The 21335-nt window shown below is 63.2% G+C and carries 18 protein-coding genes; 17 read left to right on the plus strand and 1 reads right to left on the minus strand.

Going from position 1 to position 21335, the window contains the following annotated elements; all coding sequences use genetic code 11:
- Positions 1-31: 31 nt before the first annotated feature.
- From PVZ78_RS06080 to PVZ78_RS06125, 10 genes are all read left to right on the plus strand, one after another.
- On the plus strand, positions 32-748 hold the full coding sequence (locus tag PVZ78_RS06080) for a fimbria/pilus chaperone family protein (protein ID WP_273828371.1): 717 nt from the start codon (positions 32-34) through the stop codon (positions 746-748).
- Positions 749-842: 94 nt separating this feature from the next.
- Positions 843-3335, plus strand: coding sequence for a fimbrial biogenesis usher protein (locus PVZ78_RS06085; RefSeq protein ID WP_273828372.1), 2493 nt, complete (start codon positions 843-845; stop codon positions 3333-3335).
- Positions 3336-3367: 32 nt separating this feature from the next.
- Positions 3368-3940, plus strand: a complete 573-nt coding sequence (locus PVZ78_RS06090; protein WP_273828373.1) for a hypothetical protein — start codon at positions 3368-3370, stop codon at positions 3938-3940.
- A 189-nt stretch (positions 3941-4129) separates the two neighbouring features.
- On the plus strand, positions 4130-7012 hold the full coding sequence (locus tag PVZ78_RS06095) for an autotransporter outer membrane beta-barrel domain-containing protein (protein WP_273828374.1): 2883 nt from the start codon (positions 4130-4132) through the stop codon (positions 7010-7012).
- Positions 7013-7242: 230 nt separating this feature from the next.
- Positions 7243-8448, plus strand: coding sequence for an EAL domain-containing response regulator (locus PVZ78_RS06100; RefSeq protein ID WP_273828375.1), 1206 nt, complete (start codon positions 7243-7245; stop codon positions 8446-8448).
- Complete coding sequence (locus PVZ78_RS06105; RefSeq protein ID WP_273828376.1) at positions 8445-8882, plus strand: chemotaxis protein CheY; 438 nt, start codon at positions 8445-8447, stop codon at positions 8880-8882. The genes PVZ78_RS06100 and PVZ78_RS06105 overlap by 4 nt, the downstream gene beginning before the upstream one ends.
- 115 nt (positions 8883-8997) lie before the next feature.
- Positions 8998-9753 (plus strand): carbonic anhydrase, encoded by a 756-nt coding sequence (locus PVZ78_RS06110; protein WP_273828377.1) that lies wholly within the window; start codon positions 8998-9000, stop codon positions 9751-9753.
- A 276-nt stretch (positions 9754-10029) separates the two neighbouring features.
- Positions 10030-10443 carry a DUF4398 domain-containing protein gene (locus tag PVZ78_RS06115; RefSeq protein WP_273828378.1) on the plus strand — a complete coding sequence of 138 codons (414 nt, stop codon included), beginning with the start codon at positions 10030-10032 and terminating at the stop codon, positions 10441-10443.
- 14 nt (positions 10444-10457) lie between these two features.
- Positions 10458-11231, plus strand: coding sequence for an OmpA family protein (locus PVZ78_RS06120; protein WP_273828379.1), 774 nt, complete (start codon positions 10458-10460; stop codon positions 11229-11231).
- 51 nt (positions 11232-11282) lie between these two features.
- Entirely contained in the window at positions 11283-11978 is a 696-nt protein-coding gene (locus tag PVZ78_RS06125) for an outer membrane protein (RefSeq protein ID WP_273828380.1), read from the plus strand.
- Positions 11979-12159: 181 nt separating this feature from the next.
- Here the strand turns inward: PVZ78_RS06125 and PVZ78_RS06130 are convergent, their stop codons facing one another.
- Positions 12160-12438, minus strand: a complete 279-nt coding sequence (locus PVZ78_RS06130; protein ID WP_038633999.1) for a hypothetical protein — start codon at positions 12436-12438, stop codon at positions 12160-12162.
- A gap of 513 nt (positions 12439-12951) precedes the next feature.
- Between PVZ78_RS06130 and PVZ78_RS06135 the strand changes: the two genes are divergently transcribed.
- The 7 genes from PVZ78_RS06135 (at position 12952) to qhpG (ending at position 21186) form a co-directional block, all read left to right on the plus strand.
- Positions 12952-14337, plus strand: a complete 1386-nt coding sequence (locus PVZ78_RS06135) for a hypothetical protein (protein ID WP_273828381.1) — start codon at positions 12952-12954, stop codon at positions 14335-14337.
- A complete protein-coding gene (locus PVZ78_RS06140; RefSeq protein WP_038577387.1) occupies positions 14334-14720 on the plus strand; it encodes a hypothetical protein in 387 nt (128 codons plus the stop codon). Before PVZ78_RS06135 ends, PVZ78_RS06140 begins: the two co-directional genes overlap by 4 nt.
- 21 nt (positions 14721-14741) lie before the next feature.
- The gene (locus PVZ78_RS06145) at positions 14742-15128 is read left to right on the plus strand and encodes a hypothetical protein (RefSeq protein WP_080710586.1); all 387 of its coding nucleotides are present in this window, start codon (positions 14742-14744) and stop codon (positions 15126-15128) included.
- 452 nt (positions 15129-15580) lie between these two features.
- Positions 15581-17497 carry a sigma-54-dependent Fis family transcriptional regulator gene (locus PVZ78_RS06150; RefSeq protein ID WP_273828382.1) on the plus strand — a complete coding sequence of 639 codons (1917 nt, stop codon included), beginning with the start codon at positions 15581-15583 and terminating at the stop codon, positions 17495-17497.
- Positions 17497-19215: an ABC transporter ATP-binding protein gene (locus PVZ78_RS06155; RefSeq protein ID WP_103331674.1), complete on the plus strand. Its 1719-nt coding sequence runs from the start codon at positions 17497-17499 to the stop codon at positions 19213-19215. Before PVZ78_RS06150 ends, PVZ78_RS06155 begins: the two co-directional genes overlap by 1 nt.
- Positions 19205-19882 (plus strand): subtilisin-like serine protease QhpE, encoded by a 678-nt coding sequence (gene qhpE, locus PVZ78_RS06160; protein WP_273828383.1) that lies wholly within the window; start codon positions 19205-19207, stop codon positions 19880-19882. Before PVZ78_RS06155 ends, qhpE begins: the two co-directional genes overlap by 11 nt.
- Complete coding sequence (gene qhpG / locus PVZ78_RS06165) at positions 19879-21186, plus strand: flavin-dependent monooxygenase QhpG (protein ID WP_273828384.1); 1308 nt, start codon at positions 19879-19881, stop codon at positions 21184-21186. The genes qhpE and qhpG overlap by 4 nt, the downstream gene beginning before the upstream one ends.
- Positions 21187-21335 lie beyond the last annotated feature (149 nt).

Consider the following 21335-nt stretch of genomic DNA (forward strand, 5'->3'; position numbering starts at 1 on the left):
TAAGTGCGCCTTTAATTTACTGGAGTTAACCATGTTTAATATTTTCGATAAGACCAAACTGCTCTTTCTCTCGGCTGCCATGCTGGCCACTTTCAGCAGCCTGTCCCAGGCGGCTGGCATGGTGCCCGAGTCCACCGTGGTACTGGTCAATGTGGCCGATGGCGAAGGCACCATGAATGTGACCAACAGCGATGACAAAGCCATGTTGCTCTACACCTCGCTGGAAAACCTGCCAGGGGACGAGGAGAGCCTCGTGGTGGTCAGCCCGCCCGTGGCCCGGGTCGAGGCTGGGGAAAAACAGCTGGTGCGTTTTATCGTCCAGTCGGACCAGCCGATCACCACCCAACGTCTCAAGCGCGTGAGCTTCGAGGGCATTCCGCAGGCTGACCCTGGCGCCAAGGCGAAGATCGGCGTGACGGTACGGCAGAACCTGCCGGTGCTGATCAGCCCCGGGGATCTGCCGAAGAAGCAGGACCCCTGGACGGTGCTGGAGTGGAGCCTCAACGGCCGCGACCTGACGGTGAAGAACGACAGCCGCTACGTGGTGCGCCTCAACCAGGCCTTCAGCGTGATGCCGGCCGACCTCAAGCTGGAGCTGCCTGCCACTTACATCCTGCCGGGGCAGACCCAGCACTTCGAACTGCCCGCCGGCACCACCCTGGGTGCTGATGCCAAGGTGCGGATCTACCCGGTCACCACCTACGGCTTCGCCACCCAGCCTTTCGATGCGCCACTGAAGAAGCAGTGATCCCGTTTCCGACCTTTCAAGTGGTGTGCCCATGATTATCCGACCGACGATGGCGTATTCCCGCCGAGGGAATACGCGGAACTTCCCTGCGCCCATGCCAGCCTTCCGGGTCAAGCCCTTGCTGGTGATGATCGCCGGCCTGATCGCCTGTGGCGCACAGGAAGCCAAGGCTGCCTCGACGGGCAGCGCGGCACCCAAGGATGCACCGGCTCCGGCCTCGTTCGACCTGGGCATGCTGAAAAGCCGTGGCCTCGACCCGAAGGTGGCGGAGTTCTTCAGCCAGGCCCCGCGTTTTTCCGAGGGGCGCCGTCGGGTCGACTTGCAGGTCAACGGCAGCCCGCGCGGCAGCGTTGAAGCCCTGTTCGATGCCGAGGGCGCGTTGTGTTTCGACCAGGCGCTGCTGGACCAGGCCAACCTGCGGGTGCCCGGGGACGAGTTCCGGCTGGGCAAGGCGGGCGCCGCTTGTTATGACTTTGCGGCGGCCTACCCACAGACCGAAGTGCAGCTGCGCCCGAACCGCGAGGAAGTGGCCCTGCTGGTCAGCAGCGACGCCCTGCGCCCGGTCGACGAAGACCTGGGCATCTATCAGGGCGGTGGCACCGCCGGGCTGTTCAACTATGAAGTGCTGGGGCAGAACAACCAGTTCTCCGGCGGCAAGAGCAGCTACTACGGGGCCAATACCGAGTTGGGTTTCAACGCCGGTGACTGGATTGTCCGCAGCCGCCAGGCGTACTCGATGCAGAACGAGGTGAGCAACTTCCAGTCGCTCTACACCTACGCGCAGAAAACCTTCGTGCCGCTGAAATCGACCCTGCAGGCGGGGCAGATCAATATCAGCAACTCGGTATTCCAGGGCGCGGCGATCACTGGTGTGCAGGTGATCCCGGAAGCGGCGTTGCAAGGTCGCGGGCTGGGCGGTGCGACCGTCGAGGGCATTGCCCAGAGTGCGGCGCGGGTGGAGGTGCGCCAGGCCGGCGCGCTGATCCACACCAGCCTGGTGCCGGCCGGGCCCTTCAGCCTGCAGAACGTGCAGCTGTTGAACGGCCGCACCGACCTGGATGTACGAGTCATCGAAGCCGACGGCTCCGAGCGCAGCTTTACCATTCCTGCGGCGTCCCTGGCCCAGGTCTCGCTCAGCGAGCCGGGTTATTCGGTGGCCGCCGGTAAGGTGCGCACCTTCGATACCCGGGACATGCAGTCGCCGATGGTGGTGACCGGCACCGGCGGCTGGCTGTTGAACCCGAACAACAAGCTGTCGACCGGGCTGATGCTCAGCGACAACGACTATCGTGGCGCGGCCTGGACCCTGGATTCGAGCCTGACGCCGACTACCTGGATGAGTGTGCAGAACACCTTTTCTAATGCCGGCGAGGAGGGCAAGAGCGGCACCCAGGCGAGCATCTCGCTGAACACCAGCCTGACCCCGAAGATCAGCGCCGGGGTCAACGCCACTCGCCAGACCGCGGGTTATCGCGAACTGCTCGACACCACCCGCGAGCAGACCCCGGGTTATACCGATGGCCTGACCGAGAGTCAGTACGGTGTTTCCCTGGGCTGGAACGATGATGTGCTGGGGGCCTTGGTCACCAGCTACTCGACCGGGACCACTTTCGATGGACGCAACACCCGCCACCTGAATGCGTCCTGGGTAAAAACCTTCAAGCACGCGACGGTCAGCCTGAACGTCGAGCGCTCGCTGAACAACAATCGTGATCAGGATGAATTTTTCCGTGGCCGGCGCTCCTCCAGCGACAACGGCAATGCCATGTACCTGACGGTCAGCGTGCCCCTGGGCGGCAAGCGCAACGTGCGGGCCTACGCCAACAAGCGCGACGGCAGCACCCGTTTTGGCACCACCTACGATGACAACAGCAACGATTTCGCCACCTATCGCCTGAGTGCCGAGCGCGACACCGAGCGCAAGGAGCAGGACTTCTCCGGCAACCTCAACCTGATGCCGCGTTACGCCCAGGTCAACCTCGGTTATGCGCGCAACGGCGCCGACAGCACCAGCTACAGCGGCCAGTTGCGCGGCGGCGTGGCGGTGCATGAGAACGGCGTGACCCTGTCGCCCTATGCCTTGAGCGACACCTTCGGCGTGGCCAAGGTCGGCGATGTCGGTGGGGTCAAGCTGACCACCCCGAGCGGCCCGGTCTGGACCGACCCCTGGGGCAATGCGGTGATCCCGCAGCTCAATGCCTACCAGAACACCCGGGTGGAGATCGAGACCAAGAGCCTGCCGCGCAACGTCGATATCCAGAACGGTTTCAAGGCGGTGTCGGCCGGCCGCGGTTCGGTGCAGAAGCTGGATTTCTCGGTGGTCAAGTCGCGCCGCGCCTTGCTGCGGGTCACCGATGCTGCCGGTAAGCCCATGGCTAAAGGCCTGGCCGTGTTCGATGCCAAGGGCAACTTCGTCACCACGGTGGTGGATGACGGCAAGGTGTTCCTGACCAATGGGCAGTTGAGTGAGGCCTTGAGCATCCACACCACCGAGAGCACGTCTTGCGCGCTCAATTTCAGCCTCCCGGAAGAACCGGATCTGGACGTGTATTTCGAAACAGCCAAGGCCACTTGCACGGCTGGCTGACTGTCGACCCCATGCCGGGGCGAGGAACGAATATGAAAACTTCCATGTTCAACCTGAGAGCCGTTGCTCTTGGCGCACTGTTGATCGGTGCCGCGTTATCCAGTGAACAGGCCTTGGCCGATGACTGCCGGATCAACCTGAGCCAGTCGCAGATGGACTTCGGGCAGGTCATTCCGCCCAATTCCAACGTCGCTCTGAATGCCGGCAACCTGCATGACCTGGGCAATAGGATGATCAGCCTCAACGCCAGTTGCCCGCAGCCCTCGAAGTTGCTGCTGGTGCTGCGGGGCGAACAGCTTGGGGCGGACTTCAAGTTCGCCCAGCAGGGGCAGACCCGCGTGGCCTTGAGCAATGCCCTGCTCGACGGCCGCAGCGTCGACCTGGCCCAGGTCAAGTCGCCAGGCGCGGCGCCAGGTGCCTACAGCTCAACGATCAACGTGGTGCCGGGGGACATGATCATTCCGGTCAGTGGTGGCCTGCCGGCGACGGGGTCGGTGCTGTCGCTGCAAGTGGAGATCCAGCCGGTGGTGCCGGTTGCCGAACTGCGTACCCGCGAGGCCAAGACCCTGGAGGCCAATCTGTCGTTCCAGGTCAGGACCTACTGAGCCGGGTGCAGGCCGCGTTGTTCCCGGACCAATGAACTCCAGGAGCTGACGCGGTGGTTGCAAGCGTAAGGAACGGCCCCACGGGCTGATCCTTGTTTCTCAAAAAAAGGCAAGCGTCTGAGCGAGCTTTGCAATCGGAGTATTGCGATGCGGGTTTGTGCGTGCTGAAAAAAATAAGGGATGTGTTGTATGCCTGCTAAAGCGAAGTGTCGTCTGGTCTGTGTGGTGGGGGGCGTGGCGCTGGAAGTCATGACCATGGGGAACGCCCAGGCCATTAGCGTGCCTGGCCTGGTACTGGATGGCGTGACCATCGACGTGACCGGGAACAACTTCCCCGGGGTGCGCGATGGCGGGAATGATTTCCCCATCAGCATCCGCGACAGCGTGATTAGCGCCAACGGCCAGTTCAGCCACGGGGTGCTGTTGTCGGGCACCAACAGTTCGGTGCTGGCCAACGATTCGAGGGTGTCGACCCTGGGCGATGCCAGCCATGGTTTCAGCTTCGCCGGTAGCAACCAGACCGGGGAACTGAACCGTACCGGAGTAAGCACGGCGGGCGACAATTCCTTTGCCTTGAACCTGGGGCAGGGCGCCCGGGTGCAGGCGGATGGTGTGAGCCTGGAGACCCAGGGGCGCTTTTCCTCGGCGGCCGACCTGTCGGGCGCCAGTCTGCTCAGCGCCAGCGGCAGCCGTTTCCAGACCTCGGGCGACAATGCCCATGGCCTGTACCTGCTGGGTGCCGACAGCAGCCAGCGGGCGCTGGCCAATCTCAGCGACAGCGACGTCCGCACCACGGGCGACAACGCCATTGGGGTCAACGTCAACCGCAACGCCACGGCGACCCTGGACGACACGCGGATTGCCACCCGCGGCGCCAACGCCTATGGCGTCTGGGTACCGAATGCCGACAGCCAGTTGCTGGCGAACAACCTCAGCATCGACACCCAGGGCGCCAACGCCATTGGCGTCTTCACCCAGTTGGGTGGCAAAGCCAGCCTTGACGGTGGCCGCGTGCACACCCAGGGCAACCAGGCCTATGCGCTGTATGCCGGCAATGTTTCTTCCATCGAGGGGCGCAACCTGTCGCTGCAGGTCGGGGCCAGCAGTGTCGGCGCCTTTGCTTCCGACCGTTCGCAGATCAGCCTTGAGAACATCGACCTGAGCAGCGACCAGACGGCCATCGGCCTGGCGGCCTATTCCGGCTCGACCATCGAAGCCGCTGATTCGTCCATCACCCTGAGCGGCAACGGGGCGCGGGCGGTCCAGGCCAATAACGGCGGGACCTTACGCCTGGACAACCTGAGTATCCAGGCCGCTGGTACCGACAGTATCGGCTTGCAGTCGCTGGCCAGTGCTGGCGTCAGCAATACCTTCGAGCTGAACAACACCCAGATCGACGCTGCCAATGGCCGGGCCATCAGCGTCCAGGGCGGCAGCGCGCAAATCGATCTGAGCGGCTCGACGCTCAGCGCGGACACCCTGTTGGCGGTGGATCAACGCACCCTCGCCGATGGCCGTGTGCTCGACAGTGAAGACGTGCTGATCAAGGCCAGCCAGTCGAGCCTGAGCGGCGCGATCCAGGCCAACGCACGCAATTCGCAACTGCTGCTGGAGGACGGTTCCAGCCTGTCCGGCACGGCCCATGGCCTGAATGTGCTGACCCTGAATCAAAGCGCCTGGGACATGACCGGCAGCTCGCAGATCGGGCAGTTGAACCTGGCGCAAGGGCAGGTGCGTTTCAGCAGTCCTTCGCACAGCGTGCTGGCCATCGACGGCGACCTCACCGGCAACGGCACCTTCATGATGAACAGTGACCTGGCCAGCGAGCAGGGCGACCTGATCAAGGTCGGCGGTTCGATCGAAGGCGCCCACACCCTGGTGGTGGAAGACTCCGGCCATGAGCCGGCGGCGGCCAACGGCAAGCTGATGGTGGTGGATGGCAACGGTGGCGCGGGGGGCTTCAGCCTGTATGGCGGGCATGTGGACGCCGGCGCCTTCCGCTACACCCTGGAGCAGCGGGCGAACGACTGGTACCTGGTCAACACCGCGGGTGTCGCGCCGGTTGATCCTCCGGTCGACCCTATCGATCCACCTGTCGATCCCGTCAACCCGATCAATCCGGTTGACCCTGTGATTCCTGTAGACCCGGCCCCGGCCCATCTGTCGGCGGGCGCCAATGCCGCCATCGCCTCACAGACCGCCGCCGCCACCTTGTGGAATGCGCAGATGAATACCCTGGTGAAACGCCTGGGCGAGCTGCGCCTGGGTAAGGATGAAGGCGGTGTCTGGACCCGGGCCATCGGCAGTCGCTACAACATCGCCGAGCATTCCAGCCGGGCGTTCAGCCAGAACAACAGCGGGGTCGAGATCGGCGCGGACAAGGCGATCGGCCTGGCCAGTGGCAAGGTCTATGTCGGCGGCATGCTCGGTACTGCCAAGTCCGAGCTGAACTTCGGCGAAGGCGCGTCCGGGCAGATCGACAGCCGGATGCTCGGGGTCTACGCCACCTACCTGAACGATAACGGGGTGTATGTCGACAGCGTCCTCAAGTACAGCCGTTTCGACAATGACCTCAAGCTGCCGACCAACCTGGGCAACGCGGTCAAGGGTTCCTACAGCGCCAATGGCTATGGCGTCGATGTGGAGGTAGGCAAGCACATCAAGCTCAAGGATGGCTGGTTCGTCGAGCCGCAGGTCGAGCTCAGCGCCACCCGCACCACGGGCGCGAACTACACCGCTAGCAACGGCCTGCGGGTTGATTCGGCGGCCATGGATTCCTTGCAAAGCCGCGTCGGCTCGCTGTTCGGCCGCAGCCTGGAACTGGGCAATGGCATGCGGGCCCAGCCTTATGTCAAGGCGTCCTACATCGCCGAACATGCGGGTGATAGCCATGTCCGGGTCAACGGCCACACGCTCAAGTCCGAGTTGCCGGGCAACCGGGCCGAGCTGGGGTTTGGCGGGATCCTGCAAGTCAGCGAGCGCAGCAAGCTTTCCCTCGATGCCGAGTTCGCCAAGGGCAATGACCTTGAACAGCCATGGGGCGTGACGCTCGGTTATCGCTACCTCTGGTAAGACGGAGTTCCCTCCTTTGCCCAGCCTCGGCTGGGCTTTTTTTTACGGGCAGTTTTTACGGGCAGTTTTTACAGGCAGTTTTTGCCGACAGTTCTTACCCGTGCGGCGATGCTTTTTATTGGTACGGCGACCCTTGGGAAATTTCATACAGCAACTCAGGCCGTTGCCTCGGTTATTTCCCCGGGCAGTGACACAAGATGGGCGTCCAGCACTTGTCGTGGGTGGGTCCAATGCCTGTTTCTACTTTGCGTGTCATCGTCCTTGAAGATCATTCGTTCCAGCGCGCCATTGCCGTGAGCATGTTGCAGCAGCTGGGTTGTACGGAGGTGTTCCAGGCCGCGGATGGCGCGCAGGCGCTGGCGGTGCTGGACGAGGTCGGCCCGGTGGATATCGCCCTGTGCGACCTGCGCATGGACGGCATGGATGGCCTGGAGTTTTTGCAGGCGGTCGGCCATTCGGGGCAGGTGGGGTCGGTGATCATCAGCAGCTCGCTGTCCGCCGACTTGCGCCGTACGGTGCGGCAGATCATTTCCCTGTTGAACCTGGAACTGCTCGGCGATATCGGCAAGCCGCTGCCCTACGAAGCCCTGGAGCGCTTGCTAAAAAAGCATTGCGCTGTGCCGCGTACCGGAACATCACCCGAACCGCCGGAGATCTTTCCGGATGAGGCTCAGGTACGCGAGGCCCTGGCGGCCCACGAGTTGTGCGCGTTCTTCCAGCCGAAATTCATCCTGGAGACGGGGGAGATCACCGGGGTCGAAGTGCTGGCGCGCTGGCGGCATGCCTCCGGCAAGGTGCTGTCGCCCGCGTGTTTCCTGCCGGTGCTGGAACGCGACGGCTTGCTCGATGAGCTGCTGAGCCAGCAACTGCACCAGGGGCTGGCGCTGCAACAGCAATTGCGGGCGCTGGGGCATGACCTCAACTTCGCGTTCAATCTGCACGCCGGGCAATTGTCCAACGGCACCCTCGCTTCGCAGATCCGCAGTTTGCTCAGCGAGTACGGCGCGCGCGGTTCCAGCCTGACCTTCGAGTTGACCGAGAGCGGCCTGCTGCAAGCGCCGGAAACCAGCCTGGCGTGTCTGTATCGCTTGCGGATGATGGGCTGCCGATTGTCGATCGACGATTTCGGCAGCGGCTTTTCTTCGCTCCAGCGTTTGCTCCAGCTGCCTTTCAACGAAATCAAACTGGATGCCGGGTTCGTCCAGGCGCTGACCCAGGAGCCGCGTTGCCATGCGGTGGTCAGCAGCACTCTGGCCCTGGGTGAAGCCCTGGGGATGGCGGTGGTGGTGGAGGGCATCGAGACCGATGAGCAACGCCAGCACCTGCTGAACATGGGCTGCACCCAAGGCCAGGGGTACTGGTATGCCAAACCCATGAGCAGCGGCGACCTGCTGCGCTGGCTCGAAGGCGGACAACAGCGGAGCCAGCGCGCATGACCAACAAAGCCCTGCGCATCCTGATCGCCGACGAGCGCCACGAGCAGTTGCTGCACATCGAAAAGCTGCTCAATCGCCTTGATTACTACCGCATCGCGCCGATCCGCACCTTCGACGAGCTGGCGTTGCTGACCAGCGGCCCGCAGCCGTCGTTCGATCTGCTGATCGTCAACAAGGCCCTGGCCTTGCCCCATGGCGTCGACATGCAGCAGTTCTGTCGCGCCCGCCCGCAGATCCGCCATGCGCTGTTCTACGACAGCCCCGCGCCATCGCTCGAGCTGATGCTGCACAGCCCGGAGCAGCCGGTGCGTGCCTGCCTGGCCGACACGCCAGACGCCGACTCGCTGAGCGTGCTGATGAGCATCATCGACCCGCCATCCCAATGGGCCAGCCTGAAAGCGCTGCCCTGGTTGCGCGTTTCCGTTCGAGCCTAGCCAGCCCAGCAGGCCCAATAAACCTTCAGTAAGCCGTTGTGCATTGCCAGTGGATGAGGCACTTATGGATTCGTGTCAGTCGAACTTGGCTGTTCATCAAAATTGAGGAGGCTCCATGAAGTCATTTATTCGTCCGGTTTATCTGTTCGGTCCATTGTTCCTTTCCCTGTCCAGCCTGCACGCCACTGCGGCCGACTGGACTTACCACGGCGACCATGGCCCCGCACACTGGGGCGAGTTTGGCAGCGAACTCTGTGCCCAAGGCGCGCAACAGTCTCCAATCGATGTCGAGATTAAAAAAGTTCGACCCGTCAAAGGCAGCGCCTCGGACTTGAACATCAGCTATGGCGTGTCGTCACTCAAAGTCGTCAACAATGGCCACACCATTCAGGCCAATGTGATCGATGGCGAAACAGTCACCTTCAAGGGCCGTGAATACCGCCTGGTGCAGTTCCACTTTCATACGCCCAGCGAGCACCGGATCGACCATCGCGCCTATCCAATGGAGGTGCACCTGGTCAACCAGGACCCGGACGGCCACTTGCTGGTCATCGGGCTGATGGTCAAGCAAGGGCACAACAACCAGGCGCTTGCCGGGTTGTGGAAGCAACTGCCTGATCGCGAGGGCAAGGAAGCGACCCTGAGTGCCAAGGACGCACCTGATCTCGGCTCACTGCTGCCTGCCAACAGTCACCATGTCTTCTACACCGGCTCACTGACCACGCCGCCCTGCACAGAGGGTGTGCAATGGGTGTTGTTCGAACAACCCATTGAACTCTCCAGGGCGCAAATCGAGAAAATCCACCAATTGTTTCCCGACAACCATCGCCCCGCGCAGCCGGTTAATCAGCGCGAAGTGGACGAAGACTGAGCCCTTGGGAAATTTCATACAGCAACTGAGGCCATTGCCTCGGTTGTTGGCCTGGGTGCTCACGCAAGATGAGGTACAGCTCTTCAGCGCTGGTCGACAGGCCAGACGCTGATCCGCTGAGCGTGCCGATGAGCATCATCGATCCACCGGCCCAATGAACCATCAGTCAGCAACTGCGCATTGCCCGTGGGTGATGCGCATGTGGATTCCTATTGCCTCTCACTTGAGTGAAGAAGGCTTCGAGCACTGGCTGGTAGAGAACATCTGGAGAACTTTATGAGCACTAAACATGCACGTCGGCGAGCCATTTTCTGGGCTTCCCTGCTCACCGGCACGGTATTGATCAGCGCCTGCGCCAGCGCGCCGGCGCCGGATGAACAGGTGTCCCTGGCCAGGAATGCCCTGAGCCGCGCGGTATCCGCCGGGGCGACCCAGTACGCGCCGGTACAGATGAAGACCGCGCAGGACAAGACCGTGCTGATGGACCGCGCCCTTGGCGAGAAGAACTTCGGCAAGGCCAAGGGCCTGGCCGAGCAGATCGAGGCGGACTCGGCCCTGGCCGAGCGCATGGCGCGCACCGCGAAATTGCAGAAAGAACTGAAGGATGCGCAGACCGGTATCCAGGTCCTCAAGCAGGAAATGCTGCAGGCGCCCGATGCTGGGGTGAATCCAGCCTCACCGATCTTTTAACTGAGGAATTTTCCATGCGAACTTCATTGATTTTCCCTTCGCTGTGCGCGTTCGCGCTGGTCCTGACAGGCTGCGCCGCCACCCCTGAAAACCCGCAACTGATCGAGGCGCGCAAGCTCTATTCGCAGCTGCAGAGCAAGCCTGAGTCGAGCACCCTGGCCGCCCTAGAAACCCAGGACGCCTTTATCGCCCTGGGCAAGGCGGACCTGACCTCGGTACAGGATCGCCGCTCTCCCGAGATCGACCAGCTGGCTTACCTGGCCAAGCAGAAGATCGCCCTGGCCGAGCAGACCATTCTCGGGCGCAAGGCCGAGGCCGGCCTGAGCAACATCGACGTGCAGCGCACCCAGGTCCAGCTGGATGTGCGCACCCAGCAGCTCAAGGCCCTGCAGGCGATGAACGCCAAGCAGACCTCACGGGGCGAGGTGGTCACCTTCGGCGACGTGCTGTTCGACACCGGCAAGGCCAGCCTCAAGCCCGGCAACCAGCGCAACGTCCAGCAACTGGCCGACTTCCTGATCAACAACCCCGAGCGCAAGGTGCGCATCGAAGGCTTCACCGACAGCGTGGGCAGCGATGCCTTCAACCAGAAGCTCTCCGAGCGTCGCGCCGAAAGCGTGGCCTTTGCCCTGGAGCGCCTGGGCGTCGACATGAACCGCATCTTCACCCAGGGCTACGGCAAGGAATACCCGGTGGCCGACGACACCACGGCGCAATCGCGCCAGTTGAACCGTCGGGTCGAGGTGATCATTTCCAACGGTGCGGCGGCGGTCGATAGCCGCGGCTGACGGCACGAGGCACTGAAGCTTTCATTTAAACGACAAGAGACACAACCAGGCATGAAAACGCTTACAAAAATCTCCGTCGCACTGCTGTTCGCCCCTGTGGCCTACAGCTCATTGGCCCTGGCCGCTCCGGCCGAAGAGGAGGGCTACTACGGGGTCGCCCGGGTGATCAGCGCCGAGCGCAAAGCCCGCAATATGGATTCCAGCGCACGTCCCGGTATTGGCGCGTTCGTGTCCGGCGACGACAGCCAGAAGGACATGACGGGCTCTATCGGGGTCGGTTACCGGTTCGGCAATGGCTGGCGCGTGGAGGGCGAGTTGTCCCTGCCGCAGAAGGACAAATTCACCAGCGGCTCGACCACGTTCCCCACCAGCCTCAACGAGCACCACATCGAGTCCAGGCGGGTGATGCTCAACGCCTACCGGGACTTCCGGGTGACCGAGAAGCTGTCGGTCTACGGTTCCGCCGGGCTGGGCCTGGCCCAGCTCGAATCGAAGGGCTGGCAGGGTAACGAGTCGCGCCAGTACGGCTCCGCGACCCAGACCAACCTGGCCTGGTCCCTCGGTGCCGGCGTTGCCTACGACGTGACCGATCGCCTGGCCCTGGACCTCGGCTATCGCTACATCGACATGGGCGACACCGAAAGTGGCTGGAACAACTTCCCCAATGCCCGCGGCCTGCAGGACGAAAAGATGAAGGCCAACCTGGTCTCCAGCGAGGTCGTGCTGGGTATGCGCTGGGCGTTCTAGGTCGACAGGGGGGACGTTTTATCCATCCCGGGCGGGGCGGGATCGGCCCTGCCCACAATAAACGTCAACGATAACGCGCCGCCGATGCACACCACTCATACCAAAGCCCCTGAATCAAAAGATCCAGGGGCTTTTTTAGTGCCTGCAACAGGCTGTCGCAGAGGACGTCGGGAGGGGAAGCTTAAGCGCTTAGAGACGGCCCTTGCATCGCCTTACCCTGGGCAACATCCAGCAACGCCACACCATCGCTCAACAGCAGCGAAGCGATATCGGCGATCTGGAACAAATCACTTTCATCCGCAGTACGCGCGGTCATGCAAGACAGGCTGTTCATCAGTTTGTGAATGGCGCGAACGCGCCGGTCGGCGCAGGCCAGTAAGTCCACCAGCGAGGCGTTGGAATCGATCAGCAGGACAGGATGTTCGGTGGCAGTGCTGTGAAGCGGGATATATCCGTTCATTGATGTAGCTCCGTGTGTTAAGTGGGCGACCACCCAACCCTCCTACAAGCGGGGTGGCAGCTGTACGCGGGGTAGGAGACCGGACACACGGCCGGCCACGCCGAAGCGTGCCCGCGCACAGCCGCCATAAACACAGGGCAGCAAAAAACACCCAGAAAAAGCTGGGCGCTTGTGCACGGTGTGATACTCGGGCTCCTACACCCGGTCGCTGATTTGGCAGCGACCGGCGCAGAGTAATGACGCTCTTTCATGAGTGCAAGCCCCGGCTCAATGACTGAACGTAACAAGGCAGTAAGCGATCAATGCGCCTGCTCAGGCCCTGATCCGGCTCCAGCGTCAGACAAGTACAGGCACGCTTGTAGGACTCTCCTGAAATACACGGTTTTACCCTGTTCAAGTGCTCTGTTCCCTTGAGCCGACAGATGACGGCCAGCACCATCCCCCCGCCTTATCAATAGATCCGCCGCGTTCAACGGCTTGTTTGGATGTGTCGTTTATCAGGGAGGAGGGTGTATGGGGTTGCGCCTTATTCGTCGGCAAGATCGCGAGCGTGAAGGAATTGGTTTCAACAAAATCGAGTTGCCATTTTTTGCCCGGTTCGAGGTTCAGCAGGCCCTCGGACATTACGGCAACAGAATCGATGGGCTGGATGATTTGCTTTATGCCTACGGCAGTTCGCGCGGCCATCTATCGAACGATGATCTGCGCGAAATCCTGGCGAGCGTAGAAAAGGGCGATTGGCTGCTGGTCTCGAATGACCCTTTCAGCCCTTTGAGCGGTGACACGTTCGGCAAGTATTCACACATCACTGGAAAGGGCTGGGCGGCGAGTTCTCTGGATCATCGCGTGCAAGAAAAAGCCAAGCCTGCGTTGCCTGATGCCGAACCTGTCGTAAGACCTCAACCGCAGGAGCCGGGCTTTTACGTCGTGCCTGAAAGCATGAGCCGTGAACAGCTTGAGTCCGTGCTGTTCACTGCTCGCAACCCAGCCGTGATGAGCAAGTTTGAGGCGCTGAATCCCGACTTGAGTGACGTCAAAGCGGGCTCGATGATCCTGCTCAGCGATCCCAATAACCTGCAATGTACCCGCGAAGAAGGGTTGCTGATGGAGGCCGCGGCCAAGACCAATGACGCACTCAAACCGCTCAGCGCGGAAGAAGCGAACTTTATGGCCAGGCACCGAGACGAAATCGAAAACTTTCTGGCACAGGGTTCGACGGCTATCGGCATCGGTGAAGCGATGTTTGCCAAGAACCTGGAAGACGTCAAAACCACACTGCGTGATATCGAAGCGTTGCATCAACGCACGTTCCAGAAAGAGGGCCACCTGCGGTCGCCGGAGTTCTTTGCCGAACGTAAAAAACTATTGGTACAACTCAATACCCGACTCACCTCCATGACCCGAAAAGGCATTGGCTTCCCCGATCATCCGAACTTGAAAAGTGCCTTGGGGATCTCCAGCCGCAGTCTGGTTCACCGCTGGACCAAGGCCGGGGCCGCGGAGCAGATTCCCGGTTATGCCACGCACATCGAGGGAGTGGCCAAGGCGGCTAAAGTCGTCAAGTATGGCGGCTGGATCGGCACGGCTCTTGGCGGTGGAGCTTCTTATATGAAGGTTCAGGACGTCTGTACGGCAGGCAACACCGAGGCTTGTGAGCGGGTCAAGTTCACGAAGATGGGGGGCTTTGCTGGTGGGGTCGCAGGTGGTGCGTTCTCAGGTGCGGTGTTAACAGGCAACACAGTCGGAGCATTGTGCGTTGGATTGGGTATTCCAACAGGTGGCTTAGCTTCTTTGGCTTGTGGTGTGGTGGTGGTAGGGGGCGCTTCTTTTGCTGCTGGTGCCCTTGGTGAAACTGCCGGAGAAGCAATGGCTGAGAAAATTTATGAGGCAGTCAAATGAGCCTGAATACGGCAGACAAAATATTTCTGGTGGTCGGCCTCGTCGATTTTGCAGGGATATTTATTTCGCTCGGTATCTACTTGCACATGGCCTACACCAAGATGGACTTGATGTTGGATCATCTGAAGAACAGTGCTGTGCTCAGCACATTGACCACGCTCAGGCACGGTGGTCCATGGGGGAAACTGATTCTGGTCGGGAGCATTGCCAGTTTTGTGACTTTCCCCAATTTTCACCTTAAGCGTGGTTGGGTCAGTGCCGAGGATTTGCTTGGGTTTCCTGCGGCGCTTAAGCGCAAGTTGGTCGTGCTGCAGTGGAGTGGATTAGGGCTGCTATTGGTCATGACGGGCCTTGCGGCGGTGGTCAAGCTGGGTGTTGTTTGAGGTCATTTACGAGAGCTGCCAATGAATACCCCTGAGATCGTTTTCGGCTACCTGGGCGGAGTCGTGATTCTCGGTGCATTTGTCTGGATCGGTGTCGCGTTGCACATGGCTTATACCAAGCTGGATGAACTCCTGGACCATCTGAAAAACTGTTCAGCCATCATGGCCCGCGCTCCGTTAAGACACGGCGGCCCCTGGGGGAAACTTTTACTGATTGGGGGGATCTCCGGGATCGTGACGTTTCCCGGTTTTTATCTCAAAAGGGGGGAGTTGAGTGCCGAGGATTTAAACAATTTTCCCGCGCCGTTTAAACGAAAGCTGGTAGTGCTGCAGTGGAGCGTAATCGGGCTTCTGGGCTTTGCTTTTCTCCTATGGGTCATTGGCAAAGTTGTAGGTTGGCACAAATAAATCGTGCGTATTTCTGCCTGCCTGTCTGCAAAGCAAAGTGGCAGTGACCTGTACAGGTGCACCTGTCTCGGCGAATGCATCCGTAGCCTCAGCCTGGAAGTTCTGATTGCTGTGGTTGTGAAATCGCTTCGCGGGCAAGCCTCGCTCCTACAGAGACACCGGCATCTGTAGGAGCGGCCGGGCGACGCTCGATGGCCCGCGATGGGCGATGACGCAGGCGTCTCCTTTGCGCCATACGGCACTTGCCATCCGCTTTACGTTAACGTCAAGATGCCCTGGCGCGGTTTGTTCCGTGGCGCAGGTTTTGCTTCTTAAAGGCAAGGCTGGCCACGGGCCAAACTTCCCTTTACTGCCATCTGAACCGGGTGTAGACATTGGCCTTGGCTTGCGTGCTCCTCGCAATCCAAGGGAATGGACCGGGGAGGGCCGGGCGGACCGATTCGGAGCGCTTGATGACTCTTATAAGAACAACAACGGGCGAGCTGCAGCACAAGGCCGGACTGGCCCGGAAAAAACTCCATCTGGAAGGCGAAGTCCCCGATGGCGTATTGCGTGCGGAAATCGATGCCTCATGGCGGCGCAGCCTCAGCCATGGCGTGCACTTCAATGGCCAGCCGGAACTGACCCTGGAATCCGGCGCCAGCCTCGAGGTGCTGCTGGCGAGCAATCGCCTGCTGCTCGACGCGGCGATCCCCGCCATCGACTACCTGGCCGAGCGCCAGGGCCAGGATGGCCTGATCATCCTGGCCAATGCCGACGCCACTATTCTGTCGATCGAAGGCCGGGCCGACCGGCTCAAGGGCAGCGGTGTGCAGGACATCACCCTCGGCGCCTGCTGGAGCGAAGCCACCCGCGGCACCAATGCCCTGGGCACGGCGCTGGTGGAAGCACGCACCACCATGATCGATTGCGGCGAACATTACCTGGATCGCCTGAGCCATTTTTCCTGCACTTCAGTGCCCATCCATTGCCCCCAGGGCGAGATCCTCGGCGTGCTCGACCTGACCCGCGAAGGTCCGCTGGGACGCTTCCAGGACAGCTCGGCGCTGCTGGCCATGGCGGTCAGCCAGATCGAGAGCCGGGTGTTCAACGCCTCCTACCCGGAGCAGATCGTCCTGGCCTTCCACAGTCGTCGGCAGTACCTGGAGTCCCCCTGGCAAGGCTTGTTGGCCCTGAGCCTGGGCGGGCAGATCCTCGCGGTCAGCACCCAGGCCTGCCAGTTGCTCAATGCCTCGCGCGCGGCGCTGGTCGGCCGGCGCTGCGAGGAGTTTCTCGGCGTCGACGGCCTGCACTTGCTGGCGCGCCTGCAACAGGGCGGCATCGGCAGCCTGCAGACCGCCAAGGGCGAGTTTTTCTACAAGACCCTGCGCGCGCCGCAACGCTCGATCACTGTCAGCAGCGTGCCGCGCAGTGCGCCGAAGAATGCCCCGAGCCATCCGCAACTCGACCCACAACTCGACAATCTGGCCGGCAGCAACAGCCGTTATGCCCGCGCCCTGCGCATGGCCCGCCAGGGCCTGGCCAATGCCTTGCCGGTGTTGCTGCTGGGGGAAACCGGCACTGGCAAGGAGGTCGTTGCCCGCGCCTTGCACCTGGCCGGCAGCCGCGCCGACAAACCTTTTATCGCAGTGAACTGCGCGGCGATCCCCGAGGGCCTGATCGAGTCGGAGCTGTTCGGTTATCGCGAGGGCGCCTTCACCGGTTCGCGCCGTGGCGGCATGATCGGCCGCCTGCAACAGGCCCACGGCGGCACCCTGTTTCTCGATGAAATCGGCGATATGCCGCTGGCCTTGCAGGCGCGCCTGCTGCGGGTGTTGCAGGACCGCAAGGTGGCGCCGCTGGGCGCCGGCGAAGAGCAGGACATCGACATCGCGCTGATCTGCGCCACCCACCGCGACCTCAAGCAGCAGGTGGCCGACAAGCAGTTCCGCGAGGACCTGTTCTACCGGGTCAACGGCATCAGCGTGATGCTCCCGGCGCTGCGCGAACGCGAGGACTTCGACGCGCTGCTGGAGGTCCTGCTGGCCAAGCTCGGCAGCCCCGGGGTGGCCCTGGCCGAGGACCTGCGCCAGCTGCTGGCCGGTTATCACTGGCCGGGCAATATCCGCCAGCTGGAGATGGTCCTGCGCACCGCCCTGGCGATGCGCGAGGAGGGCGAAGCGGCCCTGAGCCTGGAGCATCTGCCCGACAGCATGCTCGACGATCTCAACGCCAGCGAGCGGCCGGCCACCGGCAGCATCCGCGAGAACCAGCTGGAGCTGATCCGCCAGGCGCTGGACAGTCACCAGGGCAATGTTTCCGCCGCCGCCGATGCCCTGGGCATCAGCCGCGCGACCCTGTACCGCAAGCTCAAGCAGTTGCGCAGTTGATGTCGCGCCTGCTCAGCCGGCTGGTGGACAGCCCCGACCCCGCGGCCCTGCAAGCCGCCTTGCGCTGGCTGTATGGGTTTGTCCGCCCGCAGCGCCTGGCCATCGCCGGGCTGCTGGCGCTGTCGGTCTGCGCCTCGCTGCTGGTGCTGGTGCAGCCGTGGCTGACCAAGCTGCTGATCGACGACGGCCTGCTGGCGCGCAATTTCCCGATGCTGGTGTGGATCGCCGGGCTGATGATCCTCGCCGGGCTGCTGGGCACCGCGCTGTCGGGCATCAACCGCTACCTGCACACGCGCCTGTCGGGGCGGATTCTGTTCGCCCTGCGCGACGACCTGTACCGCCATTTGCAGCGCCTGTCGCCGGGCTTCTACGGGCAGCGGCGGATCGGCGACCTGATGTCGCGGCTCGATGGCGACGTGGCGGAGATCCAGCGGTTTGCCGTCGACTCGCTGTTCTCCGCGGTGTCCAGCGTGATCGGCCTGCTGGTGGCCCTGGCGATGCTGGTGACCCTGTCCTGGCAGCTGTCGTTGCTGGCGCTGCTGCTGATCCCCCTGGACCTGCTCTGGTTGCGCTGGATGCGGCGCAAAGTCGAGCGCGACGTGCGGCAATTGCGCGAGCGTTCGGCGGACATGTCGTCGTTCATGGTCGAGACCCTGCCGGTGATGAAGTTCATCCAGAGCGCCGGCCAGCAGCAGCGCGAAGCCCGGCGCCTGGAGCGCCTGGGCCAGGGCTATATGAGCCAGTTGCTGCGCCTGCAGGTCAGCGAGTTCTTCACCCAGGCGGTGCCCGGCACCCTGACCTCGCTGTCGCGGGCCTGTGCGTTTTTGATCGGCGGTTATTGGGTGGTGCAGGGCACCTGGCAACTGGGCGCGCTGATCGCCTTTTCCACTTACCTGGGCATGGCCGTGGGGCCGGTGCAGAGCCTGCTGGGGCTGTACGTGGCGATCCAGCGCATGACCGTCAGCCTGGGCCGGGTCATGGAGCTGCGCGGCGAACAACCGAGCGTGACCACGCCGGCCCAACCGCTGCCGATGCCCAGCGGCGGCGAGCTGTATTTCCGCGACGTGCATTTCAGCCACCCGGGGCGGCCGAGCACTCTGCGCGGCATCGAGGCACGGATTCCCTATGGTCTGAAAGTGGCCCTGGGCGGCGGCTCCGGGGTCGGCAAGTCGACCCTGATCGACCTGCTGCAACGCCACCACGACCCGCAGTCCGGGCAGGTGCTGCTGGACGGCGTCGACCTGCGCCAGCTCGACCTGTTCGAGCTGCGCCGGCGCATCGCCGTGGTCAGCCAGGACATCGTGCTGTTCCGCGGCAGCCTGGCCGACAACCTGGCCTACAGCGTGCCCGACGCACCGCGCGCGGCGGTGGCCGAGGTGGCGCGGCTGGCGCAACTGGAGAGCCTGATCGAGTCGCTGCCCGAAGGCCTCGACAGCCCGTTGGGCGAGCGCGGCCAGCAGCTGTCCGGCGGGCAGAAACAACGGATCGCGATTGCCCGCGCGCTGCTGCAGGACCCGCTGATCCTGGTGCTGGACGAAGCCACCTCGGCGGTGGACGAAAGCACCGAGCGCGAAGTGATCGAGGCCATCGACCGGCTGTTCGCCGGGCGCACGCGGATCCTGATCAGCCACCGGCCCTCGACCCTGGCCGACGCCGACCTGCGCTTCGAGCTGGTGGACGGCGTCTTGCAATCGGTGAAGGTGCCCCATGAAGCCTGAGCTGCGGATCGGCGTGGTCGACAGCGGGCATACGGCCGGGCAACGCCCGCAGGTGGTGGCCGGGCGGCGTTTCTATCTGGTGGAGGACGGGGTCGGCGAGGGCGACTTGCGCGAGGACCCCCTCGGCCACGGCAGCGCGATCATCGAGGCGATCCGCGAGCGGGCGCCCAAGGCGCGTTTCTGCGTGGCCCAGGTGTTCGACCAGCGCGGGGTGACCAGCGCCCTGCAGATCGCCAGCGCCCTGGACTGGCTGGTGAGCCAGCGGGTGCGGCTGATCAACCTCAGCCTGGGGCTGCACCAGGACCGCAGCCTGTTGCGTGAAGCCTGCGCCGCCGCCCTGGCCCGCGGCGTGCTGTTGTGCGCATCGAGCCCGGCCCAGGGCGAAGGCGTATTCCCGGCCCGCTACCCGGGTGTGCTGCGGGTGACCGGCGATGCCCGTTGCACCCCCGGCGAATGGTCGTGGCTCGACAGCCAGCAGGCGGATTTCGCCGCCTGCGTGCAGGGCAGCCACCCCGGCCAGTCCGGCGCGAGCTTGGGCTGCGCGGCCTTGAGCGGGCATATCGCCGGTTACCTCGGCGAACACCACGACGCCGACAACCCGCAGGTGGTCCAGTGGCTGCAGACCCATGCCCGCTATCACGGCCCCGAACGGCGCGGCTGGCCATGAGGCCGCTGCTGATTCTCGGCGCCGGTCCGGCGGGGGCCGCGGTGGCCCTGGGCTTGCGACGGCTGGGCTACGCGGTGGCGCTGGTCAGCGAGTGGCGGCGTTTCCCGGCGCTCGAAGGGGTGTCGCTGCGGGTGCTCGAAGCCCTGCGTGGCGCCGGCCTGGGGCGGGCGCTGGAGGCAGGGTTGCAGGCGTCCCAGCGTCAGGTGGCATGGAACGGCCAGAGCCATGCGCAGAACGTCGAATACCTGCTGGATCGCCCGCGCTTCGATCGCGGTTTGCGCGAGGATCTGCGCGAGGCCGGGGTCGAGTTGATCGAAGGTCGGGTGCTGGAGGTGCAATCGTCCATGAGCGGGCATCGGGTACGGATCGAGGGGCAGCCCGAGCGGCTAACGGATTTTCTGGTGGAGGCCCGCGGGCGCCAGGCGCCTGCCTTGAGTAAAGCGCTGGGCAAAGGCCTGCGGGGCCCGGAAACGCTCAGCCTGCTCAACCGTTGGCAGGGCGCGCCGGGCGCCACCGCCAGCGCCGTGCACAGCCTTGAGGACGGCTGGGCCTGGATGGCGCGCCAGGCCGATGGCCAGTGTTACTGGCAACTGACAGTGGACGTGGCCAGCGCCGAGTTACCGGGCAAGGCGCAACTGCTGGATTACTGCCGTCAGCGGCGCCGGGGTTCGGCCTTGGTGCGGGAGTTTTTCGCTGATGGGCCGGAGCTTGATTTGCAACTGCACGCGCGCAGCAGCACGGCGATTCTCTGCCCGCAGGTGTGTGGCACCAACTGGATTCGCGTGGGCGATGCGGCCATGGCCGTGGACCCGCTGTCGGGCAACGGTATCTTCCAGTCGCTGTCCTCGGCGTTGCAGGCGCCGGCGGTGATCAACACGCTGCTGCAACGGCCCGAACGCGCGGCCCTGGCGCAGCGCTTCCATGCTCGGCGGGTGGAGCAACTGTTCCTGCGCTTCGCCCGCATCGGCCGCGATTTCTACGCCGACGAGCAGCGCTGGGCCGAACGGCTGTTCTGGCAGGCCCGCCGGCAATGGCCGGACCGTGAACCGGCGCACCGCGAGGCGGACTTTTCCGCCCTGCGCATCGAGCGCGCCCCAGTATTGCGCGAGGGGCTGGTGGACGAAGCCGAGGTGGTGATCACCCCGGACCAGCCGCTGGGCATCTGGCATGTGCAGGGGGTGGAGCTGGCGCCGCTGTTGCGCCGCTTGCCCAACGAACCGGTGCAACAACTGCTGGCAGGGTTGAGCACGGAGCAGGACAGGGCCGTGCGTGGCTGGTTGCTGGGGCAGGGCTACAAGCCTTGAGGCAAAGGGGCGGCTTTTGTAGCCGCTGCCGCAGGCTGCGATCGGCGGCGCACCTGTCGTAAAAGGCTCGGGCGATCGATCAGCGGATATGTGGTGCCTGGGCGATTGATCGCGGGCAAGCCTCGCTCCTACAGAAGATGAGGCAACCC

This window comes from Pseudomonas sp. SBT1-2 (assembly GCF_028640875.1).
Classification (GTDB): domain Bacteria; phylum Pseudomonadota; class Gammaproteobacteria; order Pseudomonadales; family Pseudomonadaceae; genus Aquipseudomonas; species Aquipseudomonas chlororaphis_I.